The organism is Pseudomonas sp. F220 (assembly GCF_057813935.1).
In genome coordinates, this window is sequence record NZ_JBVASJ010000163.1 from 1 (window position 1) to 302 (window position 302).

Sequence of the window (302 nt, forward strand, 5' to 3'; positions counted from 1 at the left end):
GACCTGAACCTGCTGAGCGTCGCGACTTCGAACAACTGGGCCATTGCGCCACAACGCAGCCGCAGTGGCAAAAGCCTGCTCGCCAGCGGCAGCCATCTGCCGATGGCCGCGCCGTCGCTGTGGAATTACGTGCAGCTACGCGCGCCGAAATACCAGGCCGCTGGCGTGTCAGTCGCCGGGATCCCGGCCATCGTCGCTGGTTTCAACGGCATGGTCGCGTGGAGCATGACCATGGTCATGGGCGACAATCAGGACCTGTTCCTCTAAAAACTCAAACGCCAGGGTAATGCGCTTTACTACGA

1 pseudogene is annotated in these 302 nt (G+C 61.3%); it reads left to right on the forward strand.

The window, feature by feature from the left end:
* Window positions 1–264: pseudogene (locus tag ACZYSM_RS29460) on the forward strand (penicillin acylase family protein); the annotation flags it as partial.
* Window positions 265–302: the final 38 nt, after the last annotated feature.